A 20,477-nucleotide genomic window follows, 5' to 3' on the forward strand; every position below is an offset into this window, starting at 1 on the left:
GGCGGGGCCGTGTCCGCCGCGCGCGGCCGCCGTGGCGATGCGCTCTGCCCGTCGGCGTCGGTGAACCGCTCCGTCATGGCCCGGGAGTCCCGGCTCGGACACCGGGGAGCAAGCAACTCGCCGGGTCGACGCGCTGCTGCAGCAGGTCCTGGCGGAGCCCGCCCGGGCAGCTTGGCGGAGCCCGTCTGCGCGGCGTGGCTGAGCGAGGAGGACCGGCACGGGCTGACCGCTGTGTCCTGGTCCAACGTCAACCCGTACGGCACCTTCCGTCTGGGCAAGGACAAGCGCCTCGACCTGGTGCCGGCCGCTGTCGTGCCCCGCCCGCGCACCACCTCTCGATCCACCACAGAGCGCATCGCTGACCTCGCAGCCCCTCGGATGCAGGGGTTGCGCACCCTCCACCGGCAGCCGCCCCACCCGGCCCCACCCGCCGCAGCACGGCTGGCCAGTCGCTCAGCTGAGGCGAACTGCTCCACTGCTGACCGGCAGCGACGCGAGCCGCCGGCGCAGGAAGCGGGCCTCGGGTGTGTCCTCGCCCACCAGCTGCAGCGCATCCTCGTACGCGGCCCTGGCCGCGTCGGTGCGGCCGACCCGGCGCAGGAAGTCCGCGCGGGCCGCCGGAAGCAGGTGGTAGCCGGCCAGCACGTCGGCGTCCAGCGCATCGAGCGCGTCGAGCCCGGCCGCGAAGCCGTCGCGGAAGCCCACCGCCACCGCCCGGTTGAGCGCCGCCACCGGGGAGGGCTGGGCGGCGAGCAGCGCGTCGTACAGCGGCACGATCGCATGCCAGGGCGTCGCCTGCGCGGACGGCGCGGACGCGTGGCAGGCCGCGATCCGCGCCTGCAGCCAGTACGGGCCCGGGGGACGGCCGGAGCGGGTCGCCCGGCGCAGTTCGCGGTGCGCCTCGGCGGTCAGCACCGGATCCCAACGGGCCCGGTCCTGCTCCTCCATGGACACCAGATCACCCGCCGCGTCGAACCGAGTGGCGCGTCGGGCCTGCTGGAACAGGATCAGCGCCAGCAGGCCGCGTGCCTCGTCGGCAGACGGCATCAGGTCGACCAGCAGCCGCACCAGGCGCAGCGCCTCGTCCGCGAGGAGGCGTTCGAGCTGCCCGTAGCCGGCATTGAAGACGAGGTAGAGGACGGCCAGTACCCCGTCGGTGCGCTCGGCCAGCAACTCGGCCGGCGGCACCCGGTAGGGGATCGCGGCATGGCTGATCTTGCGCTTGGTGCGCAGCAGCCGCTGGGACATGGTGCTCTCGGAGACCAGGAAGGCGTCCGCGACCTGCGCGGTGCTGAGCCCGGCCACGGTCTTCAAGGTCAGCGCCACCCGGCCGTCCAGCGGCAGCGCCGGATGGCAGCAGGTGAAGATCAGGCTCAGCCGGTCGTCGTAGTCCGCAGCGGTCTGCGCCGTCTCGTCCAGCAACGCCCGCTCGGCCAGCTTGGCCTGCTCCGTGCGGCGACGGCGCAGCACGTCGAGCGCCCGATTGCGGGCCGTGGTGGTCAGCCAGGCCGCGGGGGAGCGCGGCAGGCCGGCCTCGGGCCAGTGCCGCAGCGCCTTCTCCACCGCGTCCTGCACACAGTCCTCGGCCAGCTCCCAGTCGCCCGTCAGGCGGATGAGCGTCGCGACCATGCTGGCTCGCTCCGCGGCGACGGCCGAGGCCGCCGCCGCAGCCACCTTGGCCGTCGCCGCCGTCGCCGCCGTCACGCCTGCTCGCCCGGCCAGAACGGCCGCAGTTCGAGCTTGCCGTCGCGGGCCATCGGGTGCCGCGCCGCGATCGCGATGGCCTCGTCCAGATCCTCACACTCCAGGATGTCGAACCCGCAGATCCACTCCTTGGACTCGGTGAACGGGCCGTCAGTGACAAGCACCTGGCCGCGGCTGACGCGTACCCTCGTGGCGTCGCTGAGCGGCTGCAGCCGCTCCCCGACGATCCGCTTGCCGCGGCCGTCGACGTCGGCCACCCACTCCTCGATGGTCAGGCCGCCGGTCTCGGTCTCGGTCTCGGCCTCGGCATCCGGATCGGCGACGACGAACATCATGTACCTCATGCGCGGGGTTCCTCCCTGCTCAACGGTGTGCACGACCATACGACGAACGGGGCGGCCCCGGATCCGACACTGCACCGGGCGCAATTCCAAGATCGTTGCCTCACTGCACCACCCACTGCCGGCCGTCCAGCAGCTCGCGCACCGCGTCGAGGTGCCCGGCGTGCACGGAGGTCTCCACCAGGACGTGCGCCACGACGGAGCGCACGTCGGGGAAGTCCGTCCCCCAGCGGGCCCAGACGGGGTCCGGCTGCTCGGGCGGCGCGTCCAGGTCCGTCGCCGCGAGGACGGCATCGGCACGGCGGATCTCCTCGCGGTAGCACGCGAAGACCTCCTCGGCGCTCTCGTCCGCGCCGACGCGCCAGTCGCCGCCCTGCTCGGCCGGCAGGATGTCCCGCGGCTCGCCGCCCACCACACAGCGGAACCAGTACCGCTCGTCGGACAGCGTCAGATGCCTGACCAGCGCCAGGCAATTCCAGCCGGAAGGCAGCACCGGGCGGCGCAACTGCTCCTCCGTCAGCCCCTCCAGGACCCCCAGCACATGCCCGCGCTGCCCCGCCAGCAGCCCGAGCAGTACCTCGGCTTCCCGCCCCATCCAGGACCCCTTCTGTCGCAACCCTCGATCTTTCTGCCTCCAACTGTCCCTACGACGAACGGGACAGCGCGGAATCCGACAGCCGACGTTTCCCTGCCGTCGGAAAACGTTCACCTATCGATGCGGCCTGGAGTCCGCCCGCGCCCGCGGCCGCTCTCGCGTCGGCGGCCGCCGTCCCGTCGTGGACGACGACCAACGCCGGGATCTCCATGGTGCCTGGGCCAGGACTCCGGCCTCGGGGAACGGCTCGCCTCGACGGCGGCGACGGTCCCGGGGGACAGGTGCCGGTCCCGGCCCGTGGGGACGACGACGGAGGCGCCGGCCGTCTCGTCGTCCACCAGCTCCGCCTCCACGACGTCGGCGGCCGCCGTGACGACGGCGAGTCGGCCGGCCGACCTGCCGCTCACGCGCGCACCCCGACCTGCTGCATGGCGGACTCGGCCATCTCGCACGGCCAGCGCGTCCCGCAGCCCTGGCACGCCGGCTCGGGCCCCTCTGCGGGCGGATGCTCCTTGAGGATCTTCCCGGTGACGTCCCAGAAGACGGCGTGCCCGGCGGTGGACGGCTCCCGGCTCGCGCCGGGGAGCGCGGTCAGGGCCCGCTGGTAGCGGTGTTCGCCGAGTTCCAGTTCTCCCCGACCTGGAGCCCACCGTGGATATCCCGGCGCAGGTCCGGGCTGGCCAGGTAGTCACACGCGGAGATCGTGCGGACCGCACGCCCCGGCTCTTCGAGGGCGGTAGGTGGGGTGCTGGGGCCGCCGCGGGTGAAGCGCCGCAGCACCTGCTCGGCTTCCGCGGTGCCCAGGCGCAGCGCGGTGGCGTACTTGACCATCTGGTCGTACTGCTGGGCGACCAGGTCCCACTTGATGGCCCGGGTCGACAGCGAGCCGCCGAGCGCCGACCAGCCGGGCGGGGAGTCGTCCGGGCGGTACAGGCGGATGCTGCCGATGTTCTTCAGCCGGGGCAGCAGCCGGAAGTTGAGCAGCTCGGTGAAGGCGAACCCGACCACGGAGCACCGTGCATGTCGACGTGGTTCGACTCGATCTCGGCGTCCGTGCAGTGCGTCAGGCGCCGCCCCAGACCGGGGCATCCGTTCCCCACAGACCCGGCGGACGTGCCCAGTTCACCGGGCCCCCGTCGTACGACACCGGCGGCAGCGCGTGCCGCAGTCGGCCCATGGGACTGTCGGTCTCGGTCAGCCAGTGTTCGGCGTCGAAGCCCTCTTCCTCGCCCGGAGCGGGTGCCAGATCGTGGACCAACCAGTGCGCGGTCTGCGTCAGCGCCAGGCGGACCAGCCGTGTGCCGCCCGTGCGGTGCTGCTCGGTGAGCGCGCGCAGGACACCAGCCGCGAGCAGATAGCCGGTGCCGTGGTCGAGCGCCTGAGCGGGCAGCGCACCGGGCGAGTCCGGCGAACCCTCCAGCTCGGCGATGCCGGTGGCCACCTGGACCAGGCTGTCGAAGCCGCGCCGCTCGCGCCACGGTCCGTAACGTCCCCACGCGGAGAGCTGGGCGATGACGAGACCCGGGCGGCGCTCGGCGAGCGCCTCGGGCGTCAGTCCGAACCGTTCCAGCGCGCCCGGCCGGTAACCGGTGACCACCACGTCTGCCGCATCGAGCAGTTCCTCGAAGAGCCTGCGGTCGGTGTCCTCTCCCAGGTCCAGGGTGGCCGAGCGTTTCCCCATCCCCGTGTCGTTGTGGGCCTCCTGACTCTCCGGCAGCTGCGGGGCGTCGATCCGCAGCACGTCAGCGCCGAGCAACGCGAGCGTTCGGGTGGCGACCGGTCCGGCCAGTACGCGGGTCAGGTCCAGGACGCGCAGCCCCGCGCACGGTAGTGCGGCACCACCGAGCATTCGATCGAGCATTCGATCCGGGGCATCATCGATGCGCGCCGTCGTCAGCAGCGGCTGCCCCGCGACCATGACCCCCTGCTCGCTCCTGGCCCAGTCCTCGGGGCCGCGTGCCGCGACGGCCAAACCGCCCGCCGCGTACACGGTCTCCTCCACTTCCAGCGCGGTAAGCCCCGCGATGGCCTGGGCCACCGCGTCCACCGCGTCCACCGCCTCCTCGCCGGCGTTCCCCGGCACCCCGAGAGCAGCGAGCAATCGGGCCCGGTTGTGCGGGTAGTTGGCGTGCGTACGAACCCATCCGTCGGCCGCCCGCCAGAACCGGGACAGCGGAGCGAAGGCCGACCACGCTCTCCCGTCGGCCCGCATCAGCCGGTCGCTGAGGAACGCCGTCGCGACCGCCTCGTCATCGACCCGCACACGGGGCACGGGGCGCCCCGTGCGTACGGAAGTGAGCTCGGCGGCCGCGAGCGAACACACCGCGACGGTGGCTCGCGCCAGCTCCATGACGGGCAGCCGCGCCGGCAGCCCTCCGGACGGACCGCCGTAGGAGACCCGGTCGAGCAGCGAAGAATCGGCACCCAGTGCCGACCAAGCCTGCGAGGCTCCCGAGTTGATTGGAGAATCCATCCCCACACTGTGGCACTGAGTGTCATCTATGGGAAGGATTGCATCCTGGACCCAGGCCCTCGCCGACGTACTACTGGGATTCGGCCGGAGACGCCGCCCGCGCCCGCGGAGCCCTCCGCGGACGGCCGCTCGTCGACGATGACGAAGGAGCAGCTACGGCACGCCCGCCACCTGCTCGCCCGCCGGGAGAAACCGGCATGTCGATTGCGAAGCTCCTCGGCGTCTGCAGGAGCCCGAAGTACAAAACCCTCCAGGGCGCCCCCGCCTAAACGCGGCGAAGGCTGTGTCCACTGTTTCCGGGGTCTCGCTCCCGCAGGGCCGCTGACGCGTTGGGTGATGGCGCCCCGGCTCACCAGACTGGCCCGGACTGCCCAGCGGTATCAGGGGTATCTGAGCCAGCCTGGCCGCGCCGTACAATCACGCCCTAATGGAGCGCCGCCCGCTCGATCTCGTCCACTCGCGGTACAGAGGAAGTCGGCGACCTTGCCCCGGTCGTGCACGTCCGGGCGGGCCATAGCTGGCCGTCACCCGACTCGTTGGCCGGTTATGAGTACGCATGCGCAGGTGTCGAGGTGCCCGTTGTCCCTTCGCCCCCCTTCCGGTGAGCAAGTTCCTTCGAGCGAGCCCGGCCAGGCCGAGCGAACACGGCCGGGCAGCAAGCACAACTCCACTGCCGCAGCTTGACCGTTTGACCCCATAGGACGTCGCATCAGGGACATCCAGAGCATCCCGCTCGCGGTGTCGCTGACCGGCGGAAGCCCCGGGCGACGAGATTCCTGCCATCGCGGGCCAGGTCGGCAGAACCCGCCGACGCCCCGACGCCCCGACGCCCTGCCGGCTGACCGCGGCGGCGCGAGCCTGAGGTCCTGCGGCAACACTGAAGCAGCTCACCGGGACTGCCCTGTCGCAGCGCCGTCCACCGCGGCCCCGTCGAGGGCGCGCGGCAGCCATGCGGAGATGATCTGGAGGACTTCGGGGAGCTTGGTGATCGCGCAGTGCCCGGTGTCGGGCAGGAGGTGGACCTCGGTGTCGCGGCGGCCTTGGAAGATCAGGGTGTCGGCCTGCGGGACGTGGACGTCGTCGGCGCCGTTGATGACGAGCATCGGCGTCTGACGGTCCAGATCGAGCAGCGGACGCAGGGAGAACGCCTCCAGCGCCGAGGCCAGTTCTTCCAGCGACGGGTGTCGGTCGTAGCCCAGGGCGTTGCCGATGATGCCGTCCATGCCGAACCGGACCTGGCGGGCCGCGAACGCCTCCTCGACGGGTGCGCCGAGCACGATGGCCGCGTCGGGATCACCGGCCAGGCCGGTGCGGGCCGAGTAGTGGCCGCCCATCGAGACGCCCATGTGCACCACTACGCCGTTGCCCAGTGTCCGGGCGTGAGCGATCAGGCCACGGACGATCTCGGAGCCGTCCGGACTCATCGGTACCCGGGACTCGCCGGTCCCCGGGATGTCGAAGGCCATCAACGGCATGTGGAGGTGGTGAATGAGCCCCGTCATCAACGAGTGCAGGTCCATCTTCCAGCCGTCGACACCTCCGCTGAACAGCAGCACCGGCCCTCGCCGGACACCGGGCGGCGTCAGGACGTGCACGGGCAGCGTCGTCGTGCCGCCGCGGTAGGGCAGATCCAGCATCTTCCGCTGGAAGTCCACCCCGAATCCGGGAGCCGCGAGCTGGTACTGCCGGATCTGGTGGGACAGCGCGGTCCGCTTGGCCCCATCCGCGAGGGTCGGGAACTTCGCCCACCCGTAGGCCAGGGCTGCAAGGCCGTGCGACCCGGCGGCGGCGTAGCGCTCCGCTAGCCGTGACCACTCGTACACCCACCCGCCGGGCGCATCCGCCCACATCTCGGTGATCGCCGAGCGGACCACATCCACGTCCTCGGCCGGCAGCCCGGTGTTGACCATCTGCGGGTACCGCTCGGTGAACAGCCCCTCCACTTCCAGTGGCCACTGGTACGACATGACGCCCTCCGGAGCACTCATTCTTAACGCAGGGATTCTGCGTTAGCGACACGGTAACCAGGCGGCATCCTTAACGCAAGATGCATGCGTTAAGGTGGGTTCATGGGTGAGGGACACGTGCGCCGCAGGACCGGCGGCCGATCCGCGCGGGTCCGACAGGCGGTCCTGGACGCGACGTTGCAGGCCGTGGCCGAGCATGGGGCCGACGCGGTCAGCATCCCCGAAATCGCCCGGCAGGCCGGCGTCCACGAAACCTCGGTCTACCGGCGGTGGGGCGGCCGCGAGCAGCTCGTCACCGACGCGCTCCTGGCCCACAGTCAAGAGCTGCTGCCCGTCCCCGACACCGGAACCCTGCGCGGTGACCTCATCGCCTTCGCCGACTCGCTGGCCGCCTATCTGGCCACCCCTCTGGGCACAGCGCTCACCCGCGCCATGTCGGCCACCCACGACGACGCCGCCCTCGCCGAGAACCGGCAGCGGTTCTGGGACACCCGCATCGATCTCGCCCAGGTCATGATCGACCGAGCGGTCGCCCGGGGGGAACTCCCCGAAGACACCGATCCCGCGCTCGCCGTTGAACTCCTCGGCGCGCCCCTGCACTTCCGGTCGCTGCTCACCCGTCAGCCCGTCGACTCCGCCTTCACGGCCAAAGTCGTCGACGTCCTCCTCACCGGCCTCCGAGGCTGACCGGGACACCGGAGAAGCTGCCCATCCAGGCGTCGAGAGCCCCGGTCGAGTGCGTCCTGCACGCATGTGGGGTCCGGCCGGGAGCCTCGGTACATGCCTGGCGCATGGGAACGCCCTGACACTCAGGATGCCTCCTCACCGCGCACCCGAGGCCAGAGGGTTCAGCCCCGCGCGGCACAGGAGGGTGTTCATGACGCGGGGGCCTCCCGGTGGTCGGCTGCGTCGGTGGTCAGGTCGACCAGGACCTTTCCGGTGACGCCGTCCTCCACGGCCTGGTGCGCTTCGGCCGTGCGGTCGAGTGGGTAGAGGTGCAGCGGCAGGCCCGCTTCGGCGCCGACCGGGAGGGCACCGGCGTCGAGTGCGTCGAAGACTGCGGCGAGTCCGTTGCGGCGGGCCGCGGCCGGGATGCCGTAGAGGAAGACGCCGTGCCAGCGGCGGTTGGCCGAGGTGGACTCCAGGACGGGCACCGTGACCGCGTCGGCGGGCGTGCCGCCGTAGAAGGCGATGACGCCGTTGTCCGCGAGCACTGCCCGGTCCAGGTCCGCGTTGGCCGCCACGGCCACCTCCACGACGGTGTCGACGCCTGAGGGGGCGAGGTCCCGGACGGCGTCGGCGAGGTGCGTAGTGGTGCGGTAGTCCAGTACGTGGTGGGCCCCCGCGGCCGTGGCCAGTTCGGCCTTGGTGCTGCTGCTGACGGTGGCGACGACGGTGGCGCCGGACCAGACGGCGAGCTGAATGGCGGCATGTCCGACGGCGCCGGCCCCGCCGGCGACCAGAACGGTGCGGCCGGACAGGGCGCCGGGCCCCAGCCTGCGCGGTCCGTCTTCGTGCAGGGTGAGCGTGCGGTGCGCGGTGAGGGCGGGGATGCCCAGGCTGGCACCGTGGGCGAAACCGGCGGAGTCGGGCAGCGCAACGGCCAGCTCGGCGGGGATGACGAGCTGCTCCTGCGCGGTACCGTCCGCCCGTTGCCAAGCGGCGCCCCACAGCCACACCCGCTGCCCCACGCGGTCGGTGGCGACGTCCTCGCCGACCGCGTCGATCACCCCGGCGCCGTCGTAGTGCGGTACTTGGACCGTCTCCGGGTCGACGGACGCCCGGCGCTTGACGTCGATGGGGTTCACCCCGGAGACGCGGACGTCGACACGCACCTCACCGGGCCCTGGTCGCGGAACCGGGCGCTCGATCATCCGGAGGGTGTCGGGCGGACCGGAGCGGGTGTACGCGATGGCTCTCACGGGGTGTCCTCGGGTCGCTGGACTGTGACCCGCCGTGCAACAGGCGGGAGGGGGCGAAGTGGCTGGTCGGGCCGTGGAGGTGTCAGCCGTTGGGCCGGCCCGCGTCGGAGATCACGTCGGTGAGTTCGGGGTTCTCGTCGAGGCGTCGCTGGTGCAGGGCGGCGATCCTGGGGCCCATCTCCGGATCCGGGTCGTCGACGACGTCGAACATGGCGAAGGTCTCCAGTAGCGGCCAGCCGAGACGGTCGGTGCACAGGTGAGCCGGGTGGGTGAGGTAGGCCCAGTAGGCGTCGAGGTCGGCGAGCACGACGGTGGCGGACCAGGTGTAGTCGCCGCCGTGTTCGCGTCCGACGAAGACGGACTCGACCGCCGGCACCTCCTGTGCGTGCTCACGCAGGCTGGTCAGGAGCTCGTCGAGTTGCTTCTCGGTGACATCGGGTTTGACGGTGAAACGGATGACGTGATGGATCACGGTCCACTCCTTGCGGTTCTGTGCTGGCGGAGGGGTTACCCTCGAGGTTAATGCATCGAAGAGTTGCGTCAACCGGCGTCCGGGAGGCTCCGCGGTGATCTACCACTCGATCCGGTTCAAACTGAAGCCGGATGCCGATCACGGCCAGATCGAGGACACTCTCGAGCACCTGCGCCGATTGGGGCGTGAGCTTTCCGTCGTGCGGTCCTTCGTGGTGGGACAGGACATCGGGGGCGAGTTCGACTACGGCGCCACCTACGTCCTCGAGGGCGTCGACGACTACCACGCGTACATGTATGCCCCGCTCCACCGCGCGACCGACGACGTGGGCATGCCCCTGATCGAACGGATGACTTCGTTCGACATCACCGACGACCCCGACCCCGCCGTGGGCGAGAGGATCCAGGAGATCCACCGGACCCGGTACGCGGGCGACCCCGCGCTCAAGAACATGATCGACCAGATCGGCTCCTACACAGGCAGCGGCGTCGAGAGCTGACCTGCGGGACGGCCGCGGGAACAGACCGCTCGGTCACAGATGCGCTCACCAGGACCAGCCCTTCAACTTCGAGCGAGTTCTTCCATGCATGTTTTCGTCACCGGGCCGACGGGCTCGATCGGTTCCGCCGTCGTCACCGAGTTGATCGCGTCCGGCCACCGGGTCAGCGGGCTGGCACGCTCCGACGCGTCGGCCGACGCCCTCGCCGCGGCCGGGGCCGAGGTCAGGCGCGGCACCCTCGACGACCGCGACCTCCTGCGAGCGGCTGCCGACGCCGCGGACGGCACCATCCACCTCGCGTTCGACCACGCGAAGGCGTTCGGCGGGGACTTCCGGACGGCCGCGGCCGAGGAGCGCAGCGCCGTCGAGGCGTTCGGTGAGGCGCTCGCGGGTTCCGGCCGGCCGCTCGTCGTCGCCGTCGGGACGGGCGGCATTGCACCGGAGGGCATAGTGGCGACCGAACGTGACGGACACGAGATCGGCCCGGCCGAGGTGGGCGCCAACAGCCCGGCGGCCCGACTGGCCACCGCCGAGCTGGCCTTGTCCTTCGCTTCCCGCGGGATTCGTTCCTCGATCGTGAGGCTGCCGCCGACTGCCCACGGCGAGGGAGACCCCGCCTTCATCGCGGAACTCGTCGGCATCGCCCGGCGGACGGGAGCCTCCGGCTACCTCGGGGACGGGTCGAACCGCTGGCCTGCGGTGCACCGGCTCGACGCCGCGCACCTGTTCCGCCTGGCGTTGGAAAGGGCCCCGGCGGGCACCACCCTGCACGCCGTCGCCGAGGAAGGGGTGCCGTTCCGCTCCGTCGCGGAGGTGATCGGAAGGCACCTGGGCGTCCCGGTGTCGCCGGTGGCCGCCGAAGACGCCGACCGGCACTTCGACTGGCTCGGGGGCCTGGTCGGGCTGGACATTCCGGTGTCCGGCGCACTGACCCGGGATGCACTCGGCTGGCAGCCCGTGCGGCCCGGCCTTCTCGACGACCTGGAACAGGGGCACTACTTCAGGAGTTCGGTGGCTCCGGGCTGAGTCGTTCCGGTATGCGCGCGCCGTTGATGACGAAGTCCGCGGTCTTCTCCAGGAAGTCGTCGTCGAGGTCGCGTCCGAGCATGAGCAGACGGAAGTACAGCGGGCCGGACGTCGCCTGCAGCAGGAAGTCGGGATCCGCGCCGGCCGGCAGTTCCCCTCGCTCGACGGCCCGGACGAAGATGGTCCGGGAGAGCTCCAGACGCACTGACCAGATCGTGTCGAGGACCTCGCGGACGTCGTCCTTCACGGCGGTGCGTTGCCCCACCTCCTGCATGAGCCGGGCGACGCCCGGCTGGTGCAGTACCTCGCGGATGTCCCGCAGGTGGGCGAGGAGGTCCTCGCGCAGGCTCCCGGTGTCCGGGGGCGGCGCGACCTCGCTCTGCCGTTCGATCAGCGCGGTGGACACCAGACCCGCCTTGTCCCTCCACCGCCGGTAGATCGTCGTCTTGTTCACCCCGGCGCGCTCGGCCACCGCCTCGATCCGCAGCGCGCGGTAACCGCACTCGCCCAACTCCGCGATGGTCGCGTCGATGACGGCCTGACCCACACGCGCGGTTCGACCCCCGGGCCGGACCGTCGCACTGTCAGCGCGCATGTGAGCGAACTGATGCTTCAGCGGCTCCGTGGTCATGCCCCCTACGATAAGTGAGGCACCAGCGCTGACCCGCCGCACCGACGCCTTGGGATCGTTTGCCCGCACCCGAGGCGGACGAGCCTCCGCGAGTGGGGCATCGACGGCGACCCCCCTCATAAGGGATGGAAGGCTTCCTTATAGTGGAAGGGTGAGTACACCTGCCGCCTCTCCGTCCCGCCGGCGTCGTCGTGGACCTGAACTCGAGGCCGCCCTGCTGGACACCGCCTGGGACGAACTGGTCGAGGCCGGCTACGCGAAGCTGACCATGGAATCGGTGGCTCAGCGGGCACGTACCGGTGTCGCGGTGCTGTACCGCCGCTGGCCCAACAAGGACGAGCTCACCCTCGCCGCGCTCGAGCACTACCGGCTGACCCATCCGGTCGGCCTGCCCGACACCGGCTCCCTGCGCGGCGACCTGCTCGACGCCCTGACCGGCATGGGCACGGCCCGCGCCGGGTACTTCGCGATCGCCACGGCCGCCGCCTTCTCCGGGCTGCTGGCCAGCACCGGGCTCACCACCACCCAGGTGCGCGACCGGATCCTCGGCCCACAGCGCCCCGAGCGGGTGCGGACCCTCTATCAGCGCGCCCACGACCGCGGCGAAATCGACCTGCCACGGATCCCCGCCGCGGTGCTCGCCCTCCCGTTCGACCTGGTGCGCCACGACCTGCTCATGGACCTCGAGGCGCTGAGCGCCGACCGCATCCAGTCCGTCGTCGACGAGATCTTCCTGCCTCTGGCCCGTCACCACAGCACGGGAACGGACTCGCCGGAACCCTCCTGACCCCGCGCCCGGCGCAGGCTGCCGGGCGCGGCGGCGGCCCCCCTCGTTGTGACGGAGAGGCCGTCGTGCCGGGTGTTCGAACGCCGGTTCCGGTGGCGTCTTGTCCTCGTTCGCGCCCACGGGACCGGGTGCATGCTTCAGTGGGCGGCGGTGAGGCCGACGTGGTCGTCCAGGAAGTCGAAGAACCGCTGGGCGGCCAGGGACCGGGCCATCGGCTCGCAGTGCCCGGCGGCGCCCTCGGCCTCGGTGAAGCGCACGTGCTCCTTCTTGCCGGGGATCATGTCGAACAGGCGCTTGGGCTGGCCGGCGAAGTAGCCCTCCTGGTCGGGATCGGCGATGAGCACCGGCGTCGTGATCCGTGCGGCGAGCTCCGCGGTGATCTCGTAGCGGGCGGCCTCGACAAAGGTGTCGTAGTAGGTCGCGCGGCCGTACGGGTTGGCCCGCCAGTCGAACATCCACCTGACCCGGGGCGGGAGCGCCTCGATCGCCGCGTTGAACGCGTCCCGCTCCCCGCTGTCGAGGAGTTCCTTCAGCTCGGGCGACAGCATCGCATGCCAGGCTTCGGCCACCTTGACCACGCCGTCGTCGATGACCGCGGCCGCGAAACGGTGCTCGAACGCCAGGGCGCGCGGGGCCCAGTAGCCGCCCTGGCTGACGGCGTAGAGGGCGAGGCGTTCAGGGTCCACGCCGGGCAGTCCCAGGGTCGCGTCGACCACCGGGGTGACGACGTTCTCCCAGTCGGGCCGGAAGGGGACCCCTCGTTCGAACAGCATGCGCTGCTGGCCGGGCCCGTCGAAGATCACGACGTTGTAGCCGCGCAGGGTCGCCTCCGAGCCGTACCCGGGCCACAGGTAGCTCGCCGCGCCGTCGGCGCCGTTGACCATCACCAGCGTCGGCTTGACGCCCTCGCCCGGAGCGGCGAAGAACCAGCCGGGCATGGTCCCGCCGTCGTAGGGGATGTCGAGCGGCTCGGGCGGATTGTCGAGCAGCCCGAGGTACTGCTCCCAGCACCGGCGATACGCGGCGAACATGCGCGTGCGGAGGACCTCCGGCTCCTTGCACCCGTCGACCACCAGGACGCACGCCGCGTAGTACGTGGCCGCCCGCAACAGGGCAGCGCGGCCGCTGAACCGGTGGCCCCGGGCCACGCAGTCGTCGCCGATCGCGGCGACCCGGTCAGCGGTCGCCTCCCACTCGGCCGCCCATGACTCCAGATCGCCGTCGGCGATGCGGTCGACCGTCGTCAGCGTCTCGCCCGTATCCGCCGCACCGGTGTACACCCGGCCGAGCATCGCGCGCGTCATCCCGTTCATCCGCGCATCGGTGAAGAAGTCGGAACGCGTCCCGGTCTCCGTGCCCATGTTCATCGCCCCAGATCCGTCGTCAGTACCCTCGCCGACCGCCGAGCGTGGTTCGTGTGCCACCGCTCACCAGCAGCACGCCTTCTACGCGTCGCGCAGCGGCAGAACCGTCAAGGGGAGTCCGCCGCCGGCCAACTAAGAGATGGATTATTCTCTTACTGAGAGTAGGGCTCACTGCCACGGGGTGCAAATCTTCCGTATGGCACACAATGTGCGCCCGGAGCACTGCCTGCCGGCCCTGCACGACGCCGGGGCCTCATGGGCGCGCTGCTTGCGACTGGACCGAGTTCCTGAACCACTCCACGGGTGACGGCGCAGGAGAAGGCCACCAGGAGCGCGGCACCGAGGAGATCCACGATTCCGGTGTCACTGCTGTGATGCAGCAGACCGGGCCCGAGGCCGACAGGGGTCACGCCCGGTGCGGCACTCAGGACAACGGGTCTTCCTGCTGCGTCAGTTCGGAGATGACGGCGCGCACGGCATTCCGCAGCCAGCGTTGCCCCGGGTCGCCGTCGAGCCGGGGATGCCAGGCCATGTGATACCCCAGCGGGCGGATTTCCTCGGGGGCGGGCAGGATCCGGATGCCGGGGTCTGGGACCTGCTCCTCGAGCAGCCGCGCGGGCAGGGTGAGTATCAGCCGGGTGCCCAGGACCGAGCGCAGGGCCAGGGAATGGTAGGGGACGGTCAGTCCGGCCCGGCGGCGCTCGCCGAGGTCTTCAAGGCGTTGCTCGATCGCGGTCTGGCGCTCGCCGATGGTGCCGACGACGACATGGGTGGCGTCCAGGTACTCCTTCAGGGCGATCGCCGGGCGTTCGGCGAGCGGGTGGTCCACGGAGAGCACGCAGACGAACCGGTCATCGAAGAGATGTTCGGTGTGCAGGGCGGTGAGTGGCGTTGACCTGGCGAAGAACACCAGGTCGACGACGCCGCGGTCGACGTCCTCGTAAATGGCGTCGTGCCAGGTCCGGAAGTGCAGTGTGGAGCGCGGTGACTCCCGGAACACGCGCTGGAAGACCGCGGGCGCGAAGACCTGGGTGAAGTCGGTACCCGCGATCCGGAACACCTCGGCGGCCTCGGCGGGGTCGAAGTCCTCCGGGGCGAACAGGCTCTCCAGCCGCGGCAGGACTGCCCGCAGCTGACGCTGGACGCGCTCGGCCCGCGGGGTGAGCCGGTACCCGCCCGGCGTGCGCACCAGCAGCTCGTCGCCGAGCGTGGCCCGCAGCCGCTGGAATGCCCGGCTCATGGCCGGCTGGCTCATTCCGGCAACTTCGGCGGCACGCGAGACATGCCGCTCCTCCAGCAGTGCGGCGAGCGGAGCCAGCAGGTTGAGGTCGACCCGTTCAATATGCACCATCCGAATAATGTACATCACAATCATGCATTGGACAGATGATTGCAGGCGGCGGAGGGTTGATCTCGTCGCCGGGCGGGACCGTCCGCGACTCGCACAGTGCCGGGCGTCCGCCGGACGTCGGATCAGGAGCAGAGATGAACGACGCGGTATCGAGGGACGGATCCAGCCGGCCAAGGGTGGCCGTGGTGACAGGTGGCTCTGGCGGAATCGGAGGTGCGGTCGCGCGACGGCTGGCCGCGGACGGCATGGCTGTCGTCGTCCACTACGCGGGCAGCGCTACGAAGGCCGAGGCGGTCGTCAAGTCGGTCACCGCAGCCGGCCGCACGGCGGTGGCCCTGCCCGGCGACGTCGCCGAGCCGACGGAGATGGCCGGGCTCTTCGACGCCGTGGAGGAACGTTTCGGGGGTGTCGACGTGGTCGTCAACACCGCGGGGATCATGTTGCTGGCCCCGCTCGCCGAGATGGAGCTGGAAGCCTTCGACCGTATGCACCGGGTCAACGTCCGCGGGACCTTCGTGGTCTCCCAGCTCGCAGCCCGCAGGCTGCGTCCCGGCGGCGCGCTGATCAACTTCTCCACCTCGGTGACCCGGCTCCGGCAGCCCGGCTACGGCGCCTACGCGGCAGCCAAGGGCGCGGTCGAGGCCATGACGCTGATCCTGGCACGCGAGCTGCGCGGCCGGGATGTCACCGTCAACGCGGTGGCCCCCGGGCCCACTGCGACACCGCTGTTCGTCGAGGGCAAGAGCGAGGAGCTCATCGCCAAGATCGCGGCAGCCGCGCCCCTGGAGAGGCTCGGTACCCCCGAGGACATCGCCGAGGCCGTCTCCTTCCTGGCCGGCCCCGCCGGACGCTGGGTCAACGGGCAAGTGCTGTTCAGCAACGGCGGCATCGTCTGATCCTCTCCGCCACTTCCGCCTCCCTGCACTCTCTCCCTTCCTTCCCTTCACTCCTCCGATATAGGAGACCCGTCATGTCGACTGTGCTCATCACGGGTGCCGCCACCGGCATCGGCAACCTGACCGCGCGAGCACTGGCCCGGGCCGGTCACCGCGTCTACGCCTCGATGCGCGCCCCCGAAACCCGCAACTCCGCCCCCGCTGGGGAGCTGCAGCGCCTGGCCGAGGTCGAGCGGCTCGACCTGCACGTGGTCGAACTCGACGTCGCCTCGCAGGAGTCCGCCGACCGTGCGGTGGCGGCCGTGCTCGAGAACGCGGGGGCGCTCGACGTCGTCGTTCACAATGCCGGGCACCTCGTCACCGGCTACGTCGAGGCGTTCACCGCCGAGGAGATCGCCCACCTGGTCGACGTCAACACCCTCGGCGTCCAACGGCTCAACCGCGCCGCGCTGCCCAACCTGCGCGCACAGGGCAGCGGCACGCTCCTCTACGTGGGCAGCACCATCCCGGTGACCACACCGCCGTTCCTCGGCCCGTACGTGGTGTCGAAGGCGGCGATGGACGCGCTGGCCCTGGTGACCTCCTACGAGGTGGCTCCGCTCGGCATCGAGACGGTGATCGTCATGCCCGGGGCCTTCACCCAGGGCACCGATCACTTCCCCAAAGCGGGACGGCCCGCGGACGACACCGGGGTCACCGCCGGATACCGGACTCTGGACTCGCTGGTCGCCCGCAACGAGCAGGCCACGGAAAGTCTGTTCACCCCGGGCACGCAGGCCGACCCTGTGGTGGTCGCCGAGGAGATCACCAGGATCCTGTCCCTGCCCTTCGGCGAGCGCCCCTTCCGCAGCGTGGTGGACCTGACCAACTCCCTGGTCGAGCAGGCCAACTCCGCAGTGCTGGAGGCGCGCTCGGACTTCGTGCGACGCATGGGCTTCGAGGAGGTCCTGCACGTCGCCCAGATGTAGGCCCCCGCGCCCGCTCCGCCACCGACCACACCACCTCCTCTCGCAGGGAAACGACGACATGACCCGCAGCCAACTGGACTCCGTCTCCGACCTCTTGCTGAACTCGCCGCTGGACCTGGGCGGCGACCTGGCGAAGATGCGCCGCGTCTTCGACGAGATACTCGGCTCCGCGCCGGTGCCCGACGACGTCCGCACCCGGACCACCGACCTGGGCGGGGTACCCGCCGTCGAGGTGCGCGCCGGCGCCACCGGGCCGACGGGCGGCACCGTGCTGTACTTCCACGGCGGCGCCTACGCGATCGGCTCCGCCGCCGCCAGCGTCGGCCTGGTCTCGGAGATCGCCCGGCGCACCGCCGCGACCGTCCTCTCCGTCGACTACCGGCTCGCCCCCGAGTCTCCCTTCCCGGCCGCCGTCGACGACGCCCTCGCCGCCTACCGAACGCTGCTCGACCGAGGCACTCCAGCCGGCTCGATCGCGGTGACCGGCGAGTCGGCCGGCGGAGGCCTCGCCCTCGCGCTGTTGCTGTCGATCCGCGACGCGGGGCTGCCGCAGCCCTCGTCCGCGAGCGTCCTGTCCCCGTGGACGGACCTCACCCAGTCCGGCGGCACCATGACGACCCGGGCCGCCGCGGATCCGGCACTCACCCGCCGGGCCCTTCAGACCCGGGCCGCCGACTACCTCGCCGGGGCGGATCCACGCACCCCGCTGGCCAGCCCGCTGCACGCCGATCTGCGCGGTCTGCCGCCGCTGCTGATCCAGGCCGGCGGCCGGGAGATCCTGCTCGACGACGCCCTGCGCCTGGCCGCCCGGGCCGCCCACGCCGACGTCCCGGTCACTCTGCGGACATTCCCCGGAGCGCCGCACGTCTTCCAGGGGTTCGCCCCGCTCGTCGACGAGGCGGCGCAGGCCCTCGACCAAGTCGCCGCCTTCATCGGCAGCCATGTCCGTCCGGAGGGACGCCCGTGAAAGCCGTACGCTTCCACCGCTACGGAGACATCGACGTACTCGGCGTCGAAGACGTCGAACCGCGTCCGCTGGGCCCGCGCGACGTGCTGGTACACGTGCGTGCCGCCGGGATCAATCCGGGAGAGGCCAAGATCCGCACCGGGGCCCTGCACGAGCGGTTCCCCGCGACGTTCCCCTCCGGACAGGGCAGCGACCTCGCCGGCACCGTCACCGCGACCGGGTCGGCGGTGACCGACTGGGCGCCCGGGGACGCGGTCCTCGGCTGGTCCTGGGAGCGGTCCAGCCACGCCGAGTACGTCGTCGTCCCGCACGACCAGCTCGTCGGCAAGCCCGACGAGCTTCCCTGGACCGCCGCCGGCGCCCTCTACGTCGCGGGCAGTACCGCCTGGGCCGCAGTCACCGCCATCGACCCGAGGGCCGGCGAGACGGTCGTGGTCAGCGGGGCCACCGGCGGCGTCGGCACCATCGCCGTCCAACTCCTGCGCCTGCGCAGGGCACACGTGATCGCGATCGCCTCCCCGCGGCACCAGGACTGGCTGGCATCCCAGGGCGCCGCCCTCGTCCACTACGGCAGTGGAGTCACCGAACGCCTCCGCCGGGCGATCGAGGGCGACGGGGCAGGCACGGCGCACGCCTTCCTCGACTTCCACGGCGGCGACTACCCGCGAATCGCACTCTCCCTGGGAGTGCCGCCACGCAGGGCCAACACACTCGACTACGACGCCGCCGCCGCGCTCGGCACCCGGTCCCAGGGCAGTGCCGAGGGCACCAGCCGGGCGGTGCTGACCGAGCTGGCCGAGCTGGCGGCGGCCGGCCGGATCGAAGTGCCGATCAGCCGGACCCACCCGCTGCACGAGGTCCGGGCGGCCTTCACCCACCTGGAACACGACCACCCGCTGGGCAAGGTCGTCCTCCTCCCCGACTCCGTCCTCAACAGCGCCGAGGGCAACGACGCTTGAACCGAAGCATGACTCTGTCGAGGATCTTGAAGAGCCCGAGGTCAGCCGCCCGCCCCACGGTTCGCCAGGACTTCAGCCGGGCTGTCTCGCGCTGGTCGACGTTGATCCGGATACCCCTGGGCGCGTATTCGAGGGCAGCGCTTTTCGTCAGACCGATCACGCCGTGCTTGGACGCGGTGCAGGCGCCGAGGCCGGCAGTGCCCACGATGCTGCTCTGTGACGAGCGGTTCACGATCGCTCCGCTGCGCTGCTGGCGCATCTGGCGCAGCTCGTGCTTCATGCAGTTCCACACCGCGCAGGTTCACCGCGATGGCGAGGTCGAAGTCCTCCGCGAGGGCGTCCGCCGTCTCGGTGACCGGGACGTGCAGGCCGGCTCCGTTGAAGGCCATGTCCAGGCGTCCGAAGACGGACACCGTCCGCGTGACCATGGCGGCCACATCGGTCTCGTCGGATACGTCGCAGCGCACCGCGATGGCCTGGTGGCCCTGAGAGGTCAGTTCATGCGGCGGCTTGTGCCGCGGCTTCGTCGAGGTCCGCCAGGACCACCGAGGCACCGGCCCTCGCGTATGCCTGGGCCGTTGCCCGGCCGATGCCGGAGCCTGCGCCGGTGACCGGCGCGGTCTTTCCGTCGAAGGAGATGTTCATGAGGTGCCTGTGCTTTCGGTGTGGCCCGGTCCTCCCCTGCCTGGGCGAGGGCTATCGGGCCGGCCGAGGGCGTCGTCTGCGGGCCCCGGGGCCTGACAGTGCCGACTGCTCCGCCGTGCGCGGGGCGGTTGCCGTGCGCACGGCGGACGCTGCTCGCCACCGAGATGGACTTCTTCCCCCGGTTCCTGCCCGAGGACGCAGGCGTCGGCCGGCCCGGCCTGGAGGCCCGCCTGCACGGCGCCACGAACACCCGGCCGCCCCCCCGAATGGACCGGCCGGCTCGAGGACGCCGGGTTCACGGTCGACAAGCGGGACTTCGAGATCCGTCTCAAGCACGCCCAGGCAGGACCGGCCCTGAACGACTACGCCCAGACCTGCCTGGACAAGCTGCGCTCCCACGCCGCCGACGCCCTCGATGCGGACGACCTCCTCGCCCTGGACGCCCTCCTCGACAAGACCCAGCCGCACGGCATCGCCCGCCGCAACGACCTGAGCGTCACCACCACCCGCACTGCCTGGATCGCCCGCCGCCCCTGACCCGCGGGAAGGCGCCGCCCCGTGGGCCCCGGGCGAGCCCTCGTGCCCACGGGCGAGCCACGCCCGTGCCCGGCTCGCCCCCTTCTCTCCTGCTGGTTCTCCCTCGATCCGGAGTGCGTCGTGAGTACCGCATCCGCCCCGACCCTCGAACCCGACGGCACGGGCGCGCCCGCGCCCCTCGTGGCCGCATCCTGGCCATGCTGGGCCTGGCTCAGCTGCTGGTGGTCCTGGACACCACCATCGTGTACGACGAGGGCGGGGCGGAAAACGGCACGACCCGGGCGCGCGGCAGCCGGAGCGCGCCCCCTGCTCCCGGGTTCGGTCACCGGTTCGATCGCCACGACCGCCCTGCCCTTCCGGGCGCTGCCGCAGT

The 20,477-nt window shown here is 71.4% G+C and carries 20 protein-coding genes and 1 pseudogene; 8 read left to right on the forward strand and 13 right to left on the reverse strand.

The annotated features are described in order from the left end of the window. Positions 1–453: 453 nt before the first annotated feature. The 7 genes from K7854_RS25770 to K7854_RS25800 all read right to left on the reverse strand — a co-directional run bounded on the left by K7854_RS25770 (position 454) and on the right by K7854_RS25800 (position 7,101). On the reverse strand, positions 454–1,704 hold the full coding sequence (locus K7854_RS25770; RefSeq protein WP_226028923.1) for an RNA polymerase sigma factor: 1,251 nt from the start codon (positions 1,702–1,704) through the stop codon (positions 454–456). Continuing rightward, positions 1,701–2,048, reverse strand: a complete 348-nt coding sequence (locus K7854_RS25775) for a YciI family protein (RefSeq protein WP_226028924.1) — start codon at positions 2,046–2,048, stop codon at positions 1,701–1,703. The genes K7854_RS25770 and K7854_RS25775 overlap by 4 nt, the downstream gene beginning before the upstream one ends. A 100-nt stretch (positions 2,049–2,148) precedes the next feature. Continuing rightward, positions 2,149–2,640 (reverse strand): DinB family protein, encoded by a 492-nt coding sequence (locus K7854_RS25780; RefSeq protein WP_226028925.1) that lies wholly within the window; start codon positions 2,638–2,640, stop codon positions 2,149–2,151. A gap of 110 nt (positions 2,641–2,750) precedes the next feature. Continuing rightward, positions 2,751–3,047 carry a hypothetical protein gene (locus K7854_RS25785; RefSeq protein WP_226028926.1) on the reverse strand — a complete coding sequence of 99 codons (297 nt, stop codon included), beginning with the start codon at positions 3,045–3,047 and terminating at the stop codon, positions 2,751–2,753. Between the two features lie 184 nt (positions 3,048–3,231). Next, positions 3,232–3,648, reverse strand: coding sequence for a Tn3 family transposase (locus K7854_RS25790; protein ID WP_308112561.1), 417 nt, complete (start codon positions 3,646–3,648; stop codon positions 3,232–3,234). 55 nt (positions 3,649–3,703) lie between these two features. Further along, positions 3,704–5,113: a CoA transferase gene (locus K7854_RS25795; RefSeq protein WP_226028928.1), complete on the reverse strand. Its 1,410-nt coding sequence runs from the start codon at positions 5,111–5,113 to the stop codon at positions 3,704–3,706. An 887-nt stretch (positions 5,114–6,000) separates the two neighbouring features. Beyond that, positions 6,001–7,101 (reverse strand): alpha/beta hydrolase family protein, encoded by a 1,101-nt coding sequence (locus K7854_RS25800; RefSeq protein ID WP_226028929.1) that lies wholly within the window; start codon positions 7,099–7,101, stop codon positions 6,001–6,003. Between the two features lie 81 nt (positions 7,102–7,182). Here K7854_RS25800 and K7854_RS25805 point away from each other — a divergent pair, with 81 nt between their 5' ends. After that, entirely contained in the window at positions 7,183–7,767 is a 585-nt protein-coding gene (locus K7854_RS25805) for a TetR/AcrR family transcriptional regulator (protein ID WP_226028930.1), read from the forward strand. A gap of 188 nt (positions 7,768–7,955) precedes the next feature. Here K7854_RS25805 and K7854_RS25810 read toward each other — a convergent pair whose 3' ends face one another. Next, positions 7,956–9,002, reverse strand: a complete 1,047-nt coding sequence (locus K7854_RS25810) for an NADPH:quinone reductase (protein ID WP_226028931.1) — start codon at positions 9,000–9,002, stop codon at positions 7,956–7,958. A gap of 82 nt (positions 9,003–9,084) precedes the next feature. Continuing rightward, positions 9,085–9,474 carry a Dabb family protein gene (locus tag K7854_RS25815; protein WP_226028932.1) on the reverse strand — a complete coding sequence of 130 codons (390 nt, stop codon included), beginning with the start codon at positions 9,472–9,474 and terminating at the stop codon, positions 9,085–9,087. Positions 9,475–9,568: 94 nt separating this feature from the next. Here K7854_RS25815 and K7854_RS25820 point away from each other — a divergent pair, with 94 nt between their 5' ends. After that, positions 9,569–9,973 carry a Dabb family protein gene (locus K7854_RS25820; RefSeq protein WP_226028933.1) on the forward strand — a complete coding sequence of 135 codons (405 nt, stop codon included), beginning with the start codon at positions 9,569–9,571 and terminating at the stop codon, positions 9,971–9,973. A gap of 84 nt (positions 9,974–10,057) precedes the next feature. Continuing rightward, complete coding sequence (locus tag K7854_RS25825; RefSeq protein ID WP_226028934.1) at positions 10,058–10,999, forward strand: SDR family oxidoreductase; 942 nt, start codon at positions 10,058–10,060, stop codon at positions 10,997–10,999. Here K7854_RS25825 and K7854_RS25830 read toward each other — a convergent pair. Then, positions 10,974–11,546 (reverse strand): TetR/AcrR family transcriptional regulator, encoded by a 573-nt coding sequence (locus K7854_RS25830; protein WP_226028935.1) that lies wholly within the window; start codon positions 11,544–11,546, stop codon positions 10,974–10,976. The two genes, K7854_RS25825 and K7854_RS25830, sit on opposite strands and share 26 nt — an antisense overlap. A 235-nt stretch (positions 11,547–11,781) precedes the next feature. Between K7854_RS25830 and K7854_RS25835 the strand changes: the two genes are divergently transcribed. After that, the gene (locus tag K7854_RS25835) at positions 11,782–12,417 is read left to right on the forward strand and encodes a TetR/AcrR family transcriptional regulator (RefSeq protein WP_226028936.1); all 636 of its coding nucleotides are present in this window, start codon (positions 11,782–11,784) and stop codon (positions 12,415–12,417) included. Between the two features lie 137 nt (positions 12,418–12,554). Here the strand turns inward: K7854_RS25835 and K7854_RS25840 are convergent, their stop codons facing one another. Both K7854_RS25840 and K7854_RS25845 read right to left on the reverse strand, forming a co-directional pair. Next, positions 12,555–13,784 carry an alpha/beta hydrolase family protein gene (locus tag K7854_RS25840; protein WP_226028937.1) on the reverse strand — a complete coding sequence of 410 codons (1,230 nt, stop codon included), beginning with the start codon at positions 13,782–13,784 and terminating at the stop codon, positions 12,555–12,557. Between the two features lie 421 nt (positions 13,785–14,205). Then, the gene (locus K7854_RS25845; RefSeq protein WP_226028938.1) at positions 14,206–15,132 is read right to left on the reverse strand and encodes a LysR family transcriptional regulator; all 927 of its coding nucleotides are present in this window, start codon (positions 15,130–15,132) and stop codon (positions 14,206–14,208) included. Positions 15,133–15,266: 134 nt separating this feature from the next. On the opposite strand from K7854_RS25845, the gene K7854_RS25850 reads away from it, so the two are divergent. From K7854_RS25850 to K7854_RS25865, 4 genes are all read left to right on the forward strand, one after another. Continuing rightward, complete coding sequence (locus tag K7854_RS25850) at positions 15,267–16,028, forward strand: SDR family oxidoreductase (RefSeq protein WP_226028939.1); 762 nt, start codon at positions 15,267–15,269, stop codon at positions 16,026–16,028. A 74-nt stretch (positions 16,029–16,102) separates the two neighbouring features. Then, on the forward strand, positions 16,103–16,996 hold the full coding sequence (locus K7854_RS25855; protein WP_226028940.1) for an SDR family NAD(P)-dependent oxidoreductase: 894 nt from the start codon (positions 16,103–16,105) through the stop codon (positions 16,994–16,996). Between the two features lie 58 nt (positions 16,997–17,054). Next, entirely contained in the window at positions 17,055–17,963 is a 909-nt protein-coding gene (locus K7854_RS25860; protein ID WP_226028941.1) for an alpha/beta hydrolase, read from the forward strand. Next, positions 17,960–18,922: an NADP-dependent oxidoreductase gene (locus K7854_RS25865; RefSeq protein WP_226028942.1), complete on the forward strand. Its 963-nt coding sequence runs from the start codon at positions 17,960–17,962 to the stop codon at positions 18,920–18,922. Before K7854_RS25860 ends, K7854_RS25865 begins: the two co-directional genes overlap by 4 nt. 100 nt (positions 18,923–19,022) lie before the next feature. On the opposite strand, the pseudogene K7854_RS25870 reads toward K7854_RS25865, so the two are convergent. Beyond that, positions 19,023–19,567 (reverse strand): annotated as a pseudogene (locus tag K7854_RS25870) (SDR family NAD(P)-dependent oxidoreductase); the annotation flags it as partial. Between the last annotated feature and the right edge of the window lie 910 nt (positions 19,568–20,477).

This window comes from Streptomyces hyderabadensis (assembly GCF_020404845.1).
Lineage (GTDB): Bacteria > Actinomycetota > Actinomycetes > Streptomycetales > Streptomycetaceae > Streptomyces > Streptomyces hyderabadensis.